6 protein-coding genes are annotated in these 7,233 nt (G+C 60.0%); all 6 read right to left on the reverse strand.

Annotated elements, in window-relative coordinates:
- Positions 1-4: 4 nt before the first annotated feature.
- Positions 5-712: an RraA family protein gene (locus WBR57_RS28045; protein WP_122539277.1), complete on the reverse strand. Its 708-nt coding sequence runs from the start codon at positions 710-712 to the stop codon at positions 5-7.
- Between the two features lie 2 nt (positions 713-714).
- The gene (locus tag WBR57_RS28050; RefSeq protein ID WP_122539278.1) at positions 715-1,566 is read right to left on the reverse strand and encodes an acetoacetate decarboxylase family protein; all 852 of its coding nucleotides are present in this window, start codon (positions 1,564-1,566) and stop codon (positions 715-717) included.
- Between the two features lie 136 nt (positions 1,567-1,702).
- Positions 1,703-2,551, reverse strand: coding sequence for a 2OG-Fe(II) oxygenase (locus tag WBR57_RS28055; RefSeq protein WP_163003154.1), 849 nt, complete (start codon positions 2,549-2,551; stop codon positions 1,703-1,705).
- Positions 2,552-2,559: 8 nt separating this feature from the next.
- Positions 2,560-3,858, reverse strand: coding sequence for an MFS transporter (locus tag WBR57_RS28060; RefSeq protein WP_122539280.1), 1,299 nt, complete (start codon positions 3,856-3,858; stop codon positions 2,560-2,562).
- A gap of 155 nt (positions 3,859-4,013) precedes the next feature.
- Positions 4,014-5,204, reverse strand: a complete 1,191-nt coding sequence (locus WBR57_RS28065) for a pyridoxal phosphate-dependent aminotransferase (RefSeq protein WP_122539281.1) — start codon at positions 5,202-5,204, stop codon at positions 4,014-4,016.
- Between the two features lie 40 nt (positions 5,205-5,244).
- On the reverse strand, positions 5,245-7,233 hold a 1,989-nt coding region (locus WBR57_RS28070; protein ID WP_424088486.1), incomplete at its 5' end, for an indolepyruvate ferredoxin oxidoreductase family protein.

The raw sequence follows: 7,233 nt of genomic DNA on the forward strand, positions 1-7,233 counted from the left end.
TTTTCTACTCTTCGATTTCACCACCAAAGGCGCGCAAATGCTGGCGGAATGTCTGTTCAGGATCAGTCAACCGCGATTGCAGGTAAGTGTCGAATCGGGCCTGTTCTCGAAACGACTTGCCCAAGCGCATTCGCGCTGCCTGGTAGCGCTCGGTGTCACGGATCGCCGTGGCCACTTCTGCCACTTCTGCTGCACGCTTCAAGGGAATAAACAGCACACCGTCATCGTCGCCCAGGGCGAAGTCTTCAGCAGTCACCAACGTAGCGCCGCACGTTGCAGACACCAACGCCTCGGTTTCACGCGGATCCAGACGCTGCGGGCCTACGGGCAACGTCCCCAAGCTGAACACGGGCAGACGAATGGCCTTGAGTTCAACCGTGTCACGGTGCAACCCCCAGATGACTACACCGGCCATGCCGGCGAGGCTTGCTTCCAGAGTCACCAGATCCCCGACACAGGCTTCGTCCATGCGCCCACCGTTATCCACCACCAGCACATCGCCCCGTTCTGCGGTCTCAATGGCTTCTAAAAACACGTCGACACTTCCGTAGTGCCGGGCCGGACATACACGGCCCACAAAATGCGTGCCACTCCACACTGGGCGTAAAGCCGAGGGGGCGAGACGCACCGCAATCCCCAAACGCATGCACGCGTCGGCAACATGGGGGGTCGTCAAATCCAGGTAGGTGCGCTGAAGTACCAAGGGGTCCATGTTCAGGCGCCTTTTCCGCAAGTATCAAGTGCAACGTTGCGCAGGTCGCGCAGCAGAGTGTTGGTCCGGTTCGACATTGCCAGCGAATAGCGCCAACCGCGTCCCACGCGTATCGGGTTCAACGCGCCCAGCAGCTCCGTGACCGAATCAAAGATCGTCAGCGTGGCGTCGCCTTCAAGTACCTCGCCCGCCTGCACGTTCTCGGCCTGAAGCCGCACAAGCTCGAACACCGCCGGCCGATCTTCTTCACCCTCGAACATCGAAGGGAAGTGGCGCAAGGCAACAATGGGGCGACTGCCAAATGTGACGGCCGAGCCGTCGGCAGGCCCAGTCAGCCGGACATGACCCTCGGCAACGCGCCGGTCCTTGACCGCGACGGTGCCGGCAAACACGCTGCCTGCCTCCTCACCAGGCGACGCGATGGATTTGACCCCCATCGAACGAGTGGTCCAGACCGAACCGATTTTTTTCGGGTAGCCCAGGGCCCAGCCGCGCGCCAGGGACGTGTCCTGGTCGACGATGATATAGGGGCAGTACTGCATCAGTTGCCCTTCATACTGGACGCTGGCCAACACGATGCATTCCTTGTACTGGGCGCGAACCGGGTCCAGTAACTCTTCTGCACCATTGGTACACGCCTGCCAGTCGACGAACGAGACTGTTACCAGCCCAAGTTCGTCAGGATGCAAATTCAGGCCCGGAGGCAATAGGCGCTCGATGGATTCGGGCTCAACCCAGCACTCAATGGTGATGAAATCAGCCGCATAGTGCCAAGGTGGCGTGGGTGCGATGCTTGACTTACCGTCGGGAGAAAACGGCCCCATAAAGCCATGGGAAGAACGAAGACGAGTCATTTCATAATCCTGAGTTGGTTGATGAAAGGCGCGTGGCGGCGCAGACAGAACGCCTGAACGCATGGGAAGGCAGGTTACTCGTTAGCCTTTGGCAGGCGATTGCGTTTACGCCGCAGGAACCGGTGCCAGGTGGCATTCACTTATGCGAAACGCCGATGTCCTGGCTTGCAATGCCAGCACCGAAATCCGCAAGCGATACGCCAGGACCGGTACGCGGGTAGCGCTCGGGTGGCGAAAAGTTCTCGTCCGAACCGTTGCCTCGATGAAACACAAGGTTGAGTGCTTTGCGCTGCCCTGAACGCACGGGTTGGACAGCATGACGCAAGGTCGACCAGACCAATTCGCCCGCTTCACGGCGTGGTTTGCGTTTGACCGCCAGCAGCACCACGTCGCCCTGCTGTGCCTGAACGCTGAAGGAGGCCGTAGGGGTCCGTTCATCCTGGCGCGTGATCGACAATTGCCCCCCAACAAAGTCCTGTTCCGCGCGGGATAGGAGCACAATCGCCTGAAAGGGGAACACTCTCTGCTCCCCCCTGACACAGTGATGCAGCCGCTCGCAGTCATCCACGCCGTAGCAAGAGAGATAGCTCAGCGTGCGGTGTTGCCCCCATTCGGCACATTCCGTCACCAGGGCTTGCGGTGATGCCGGGAAACGATAGCTGGAACCGGAGCGCTCGCTCCAGACATTGGCGAGCAGGTTCAGCGGTGGATACAACAACGCCTCTAAATAACCAACGACAGCACAAGGGTTTACCAACATGCAGACAGAACCCTGGCAAAAACCCGCCCCCACTCCACTCAACGTTTCCAGGGTGGTGACCTCCGTTGCCTCAGCTGCAGCCAGTTCCAGGCATTGAGCTTCGCTGATCAACCCTGGGAGCGTTGCATAGCCGTGGATATCCAGGGCGCGCAGCGTCACCCTCCAATCAATACGCTGCAATGAAGACTGAGTGGGCACCGCGGTGCCGTCCATGTGGGTAGACATCGCACACTCTATCGATTTTTTGACCATAGATAACCGCCGACCGCTATTCCTACCGCACAGATAATCGACACGTAGTAGGCCGGCCCCAGGGGGCTTTCCTTGAGCAGCAAGGTAACGACCATAGGGGTCAGCCCGCCGAAGATGGCGTAGGCCAAGTTGTAGGAAAATGACAACCCACTGAAGCGCACTACCGGTGGGAATGCCTTGACCATCACGTAGGGCACCGCACCGATGGTGCCGACCAACAGGCCTGTCACGGCATACATCGGGAACAGCCAGTCGGGATGGGCGAACAGGCTGTGATAAAACGTCCACGAGCTGATCATCAATGCCGCACAGCCCAGCACAAACACGCGCCCGGCGCCGAACCGGTCTGCAAGCGAGCCGGCCAACACGCAGCCCAGGCTCAGAAAGACAATGGCCAGGCTGTTAGCCTGCAAAGCCGTGGTGGCGGAAAAATGGTAGACGGTCTGCAACACCGTCGGCGTCATCAAAATAACCACGATGATGCCTGCTGAGAGGAACCAGGTCAGCGCCATGCAAATCAGAATGGCACCACGATGGTCACGCAAAACCGCGCGTAACGGCACCTCGGAAGCCAGGGTTTTTCTCAGCTGCATCTCAGCAAACACGGGCGTTTCGTGGAGCCAGCGGCGCAAGTACACCGAGAGCAAACCAAACACGCCTCCTAGCAAAAAGGGGATTCGCCACGCGTAGTCGGCAACTTCTGCTGGCGAGTAAACACTGTTGATCGCCGTAGCCACCAGAGAGCCCAACAGAATGCCAGCCGTCAGGCCACAGGTCAGCGTGCCGCAGGCGTACCCAACGTGATGTTGAGGCACGTGCTCGGCAACAAAGACCCAGGCCCCCGGCACTTCGCCGCCAATGGCAGCGCCTTGAATCACACGCATCAACAGCAATAACAGGGGCGCTGCAATACCGATCTGCGCATAGGTTGGGAGCAACCCCATGATCAAGGTCGGCACAGCCATCATGAAAATGCTCAAGGTGAACATTTTTTTGCGTCCCAGCAGGTCGCCGAAGTGCGCCATGACGACGCCGCCCAGCGGTCTTGCCAGATAGCCCGCTGCAAAAATGCCAAATGTTTGCATCAGGCGTAGCCATTCGGGCATGTCACTGGGGAAAAACAGCTTCCCCACCACGGTGGCGAAAAACACGAAGATGATGAAGTCGTAAAATTCCAACGCACCGCCCAGCGCAGACAGCGACAGCGTCTTGTAATCGCTGCGTGTCAGCCGGCGTGCAACGGGAAGTGAGGGTGCAGCACTTGAGGGGACTGAACTCATGGCAAAGGTTTCTCTTATTGTTATATCTGCGCCCCTTTTCAGGACGAAAGGGGCTGGCAGATGGTGCGGGTGCAAAGCCTCCTGTACGTAACCTTCTCCTTAGTGGCGACTGTATCCCCTGCGCCCTCACATAGCCTTGTACGTTTGCAGGCGATTTATGAACGTTCCTGCGCCTGCAAAAATTGCTCGATGCGACTGACCGCCTCGTGGAGCCGCTCAATGCTGGTGGTGTAGGAAAAGCGCAGATAGCGCTCGGGCTGATTGATCCCAAAATCCAGGCCTGGCCCCGTTGCCACCCCCGCCTCCTCCAGCAGCGTCATGGCGAATGCAAAGCTGTCGGTGGTGAAGGCAGAACAGTCGGCATAGATGTAAAAAGCGCCTTCCGGTTTGGCCACCACCCGAAAGCCCAACCGCGCCAACTCGGCAGACAGGAAGTCGCGACGGCGCTGAAATTCCATGCGGCGCGTCTCTACCAAGTCGAGCGTCTCGGGTGTAAAGGCCGCCAGCGCCGCGTATTGAGCTGGGGCCGACGGAGACAGGAACAGGTTTTGCGCAAGCTTTTCGATGTGCCGCGTATAGCCTTCGGGCACCACCAGCCAGCCCAGGCGCCAGCCGGTCATCTGGAAGTACTTGGAGAAACTTTGCACGATCCAGACGCCCTCGCAGCACTGCAGTGCTGTGGTGGATTCCTGGTCGTAGGTGAGTCCCTGGTAGATCTCATCGAGAATGAAATGCCCGCCCTTGGCGCGGATAAATTCCGCGAACGTGCGGATTTGCTCGAGGCTGAGCATGGTACCGGTAGGGTTGGCCGGTGAAGCAAATAGCGCGCCGGCGGTCGAATCACGCCAATGGGCTTCAAGGTCGGCCAGGGTAGGCTGGAAGTTATGCGCTTCGCCCACCGGAATGGAGATTGGTACGCCCTCGAAGATGCGCACGAAGTTGCGGTTGCACGGGTATCCTGGGTCAGTCAGCAACCATTCCTTGCCCGGCTGCGCCAAGCAGGCCAGTGCGAGTAACAGCCCACCCGATGCACCCGCCGTCACCACGATGCGTGACACCGGCACCGTGACGCCATAGCGCTGCAAGTAGTAATCGGCGATTGCCTGGCGCAGTTCGGGAATTCCCAGCGCCGGGGTGTAGGTGGTCTTGCCATTGGCCAGGGCCGCCTGGCCGGCAGCAATGATGGCGGGGGGTGTCGGGAAGTCGGGCTCGCCGACCTCCATGTGCACAATGTCGCGCCCTTCTGCCTCCAGCCGCTTGGCGCGGGTCAGGATATCAATCACATGAAAGGGCGCCACATCGTCCATGCGGGCGGCGATAACAGGCGGTTTGATCAGTGAGTTCATGGTTTTATCCTCCTTTGATAATCGGTGCGACCGAGGTGTCTCAAGCCACTTTTTTCAGCGCGATCACGCGACCGCGCAACACATCCAGCAAAACGCTTTCGCGCTGCTTGGCCAATGCCATGGCTTTGGCGCGAACGTGCCCATAACCGCGAATCTGCTCGGGCAGCGATACCAGTTCCAGTAGCGTGTCGTAATGCGCGCCACCGTCCTCCAACAGCGGCAACACCTCAGCAATCACCGCCTCATAACGTTGGATCAGCGCGCGCTCCTGACGGCGCTCGACCGAGTAGCCGAACACATCCAGCGCGGTACCGCGCAGCCCACGTAGCTTGGCGAGCAGGCGGAACACCGGCACGATCCAGGGGCCAAATTCGCTTTTTTTCGGCAGCCCTGTGTGCGGGTCGCGTTTGGCAAACAGCGGTGGGGCCAGGTTGAACACCAGCTTGTAGTCGCCTTCGAACTGTTGGGAGACGCGGTCGAGGAAACCGCTTTCTACATGCAGGCGCGCGACTTCGTATTCGTCCTTGATCGCCAGCAATTTGAAGTAGTACTTGGCCACGCCCTGGGTCAGTTCGCTACGTCCGTTGCCGAGCCGTTGTTCTGCGTTACGCACCTGCTCGACCAAAGCGCTGTAGCGTTGCGCATAGGCGCTGCTCTGGTACGCGGTAAGGAACTGCTGACGGACAGCGATCACCTCATCCAGGGTCTTCACGGGCTGCGGTGAAATACGCATACCCTGGCCGACAGCCTTGGCCGCCAGCAATTGCTCGACAGCTTGCGGGTTGAGCGCTGCCTGGCGCCCCCAACGGAAGGCTTCGGTGTTCATCTTTTTGGCCGCGCCATTGAGTTCGATGGCCGATTCGATCGAGGTCGCAGAGAGCGGAATCAGCCCGCGCTGGTATGCAAACCCGAGCATGAACATGTTCGCGGCGATGCTGTCGCCCAGTAACGCCGTTGCGATGCGCCCGGAATCGACGAACTCGGCATGCTCCTGGCCCACTGCCTCGACGATATTGCGGCGCAGCGCTTGGGTGGGGTATTGCATGTCGGCATTGCGGGTAAAGGCACCCGGCATGGTTTCCTGGGTGTTGACCAGGACGTGGGTGCTGCCATGGCGCGTTGCCGCGAGGGTCTTGGTGTTGCCCGCCACAATCAGGTCGCAGCCCAGCACCAGGTCGGCGCCACCGGCGGCGATACGGATGGTCTTGATCGACTGCGGGTTGGGGCCGAAACGCAGGTGGCTCCACACCGAGCCGCCCTTCTGGGCCAGGCCCGCCATATCGAGCAAGCCACATCCGCGCCCTTCAAGGTGCGCGGCCATGCCCAAGATAGCGCCAATGGTGACGACCCCGGTACCGCCCATGCCCGCGACTAAAATGCTGTAGACCCGATCATCGATTTTCGGCCGCACCGGCTCCGGCAGCAACGGTACCGCCTGCCCTTGCACGGCCGCCTCCGGCTTGCTCAGGCTGCCGCCGACAACGGTGACAAAGCTTGGGCAGAAGCCGTTGACGCAGGAATAATCTTTGTTGCAGGACGACTGATCAATGGCACGCTTGCGACCAAACTCGGTTTCCACCGGCTGCACTGACACGCAGTTGGACTTCACGCCGCAGTCACCACAGCCTTCACACACCAGGTCGTTGATCACGATGCGCTTGGCCGGGTCGGGGAAAGTACCGCGCTTGCGGCGCCGACGTTTTTCCGCGGCACAGGTCTGGTCGTAGATCAGCACCGAAGTGCCTGGCACCTCACGGATGTCGCGCTGAACGTTGTCGAGTTCGTCACGGTGATGGAATGTCACGCCAGGTGGCCAGGCGGTCTCCAGCGGGTATTTGTGTGGCTCATCGCTGACCACCACGATGCGCTTGACCCCTTCGGCATTGACTTGATGGGCGATGGCCGGTACGGTCAACGCGCCATCGTGTTTCTGCCCGCCGGTCATGGCCACGGCGTCGTTGAACAGAATCTTGAAGGTGATGTTGGTGCCGGCGGAAACGGCGGCGCGTATGCCCAGATACCCGGAGTG

The sequence above is a fragment of the Pseudomonas sp. genome (assembly GCF_049590575.1).
Classification (GTDB): domain Bacteria; phylum Pseudomonadota; class Gammaproteobacteria; order Pseudomonadales; family Pseudomonadaceae; genus Aquipseudomonas.